This is a genomic window from Aeromonas simiae (assembly GCF_000820125.1).
GTDB lineage: Bacteria > Pseudomonadota > Gammaproteobacteria > Enterobacterales > Aeromonadaceae > Aeromonas > Aeromonas simiae.
The window spans coordinates 1-1,514 of sequence record NZ_CDBY01000079.1 but is presented as its reverse complement, the minus strand read 5'-3'; the positions used below and the strand labels follow the sequence as shown (position 1 = coordinate 1,514).

Sequence of the window (1,514 nt, the reverse complement as noted above, 5' to 3'; positions counted from 1 at the left end):
CTGGCAGGCCACCTGGATGCATACATCCCGGAGCCGGAGCGTGCCATCGACATGCCGTTCCTGATGCCGATCGAAGACGTATTCTCCATCGCAGGCCGTGGTACCGTAGTAACCGGTCGTGTAGAGCGTGGTATCGTGAAGGTAGGTGAAGAAGTCGAGATCGTCGGCATCAAGGACACCACCAAGACCACCTGTACCGGTGTAGAAATGTTCCGTAAGCTGCTGGACGAAGGTCGTGCAGGCGAGAACATCGGCGCACTGCTGCGTGGCGTGAAGCGTGAAGACGTAGAGCGTGGTCAGGTACTGGCCAAGCCGGGCACCATCACCCCGCACACCAAGTTCGAATCCGAAGTGTACGTACTGTCCAAGGACGAAGGTGGCCGTCACACCCCGTTCTTCAAGGGCTACCGTCCGCAGTTCTACTTCCGTACCACCGACGTGACTGGCACCATCGAACTGCCGGAAGGCGTAGAGATGGTGATGCCGGGCGACAACATCAAGATGGTTGTTACCCTGATCTGCCCGATCGCGATGGACGACGGTCTGCGCTTCGCAATCCGTGAAGGTGGCCGTACTGTTGGCGCCGGCGTTGTTGCCAAGGTTATCGCTTAATCGATATCCCTGCGTTTCAATGTCTATGAAAGGGGGTGGCTTTGGCCGCCCCTTTTGTTTTTCCGATCACGGCACTGTGCCATAATCCGGACGCATTATTTTTCAGAGGTAGTCATCGTGGCCAAGTCCGCAATATTTCTCGATCGTGATGGTGTCATCAATGAAGACACCGGCTATGTGAGCCAGGTTGACGATTTTCATTTCCTGCCCGGTACCATCGAAGCGCTGCAACTCCTGAAGAAGAAGGGCTATCTGCTGGTTGTTGTGACCAATCAGTCCGGTATTGCCCGCGGCTACTTTAGTGAAGCTGATTTCATGAATCTGACCGAGTGGATGGATTGGTCTCTGGCCGATCGCGATGTGGATCTCGATGGCATCTACTTTTGTCCCCACCACCCAGAACATGGACCTGCCTGTGATTGCCGCAAACCAGAGCCGGGTATGCTGTTGGCTGCGACCAAGGAGCTGGACATTGACCTGCCTTCCTCCTACATGGTGGGAGACAAGACCGCCGATATCCAAGCCGGTATCAAGGCCGGTGTTGGGACAAACGTGCTGGTGCGAACCGGGAAGGCGCTCACTGACCAGGGGGAGACGCTAGCGAATGCGGTTTATGATGATCTACTGGCGTTTGCCAAGAGTGTTCCTACCTTATAAAGCGTTTTTGCTGGTTTATTGAACGAACAAATGCAAAGGGCATCTTTTTCTGCTTTTTCCCCTTGCCAGCCGCGTTGAGATCCCTATAATGCGCCTCCATCGACAGGGCAACGCCGCACAGGCAGCGAGCCGGTCGAAGTGAGAAAAAGCCTTACGAAATAAGGCTTGACTCACACCGGGATGTGGGTAGAATTCCACTCCCGCAGCAGCCAAACGCTGCGTCGCTCTTTAACAAATTGAATCAA

Annotated in this window: 2 protein-coding genes; both read left to right on the top strand. The window is 54.8% G+C overall.

The window, feature by feature from the left end:
• Positions 1 to 612, top strand: a 612-nt coding sequence (locus BN1134_RS16260) for an EF-Tu C-terminal domain-related protein (RefSeq protein WP_042048501.1), incomplete at its 5' end; no start/stop codon positions are given.
• A gap of 117 nt (positions 613 to 729) precedes the next feature.
• A complete protein-coding gene (gene gmhB, locus BN1134_RS16255) occupies positions 730 to 1,269 on the top strand; it encodes a D-glycero-beta-D-manno-heptose 1,7-bisphosphate 7-phosphatase (protein ID WP_042048500.1) in 540 nt (179 codons plus the stop codon).
• Positions 1,270 to 1,514 lie beyond the last annotated feature (245 nt).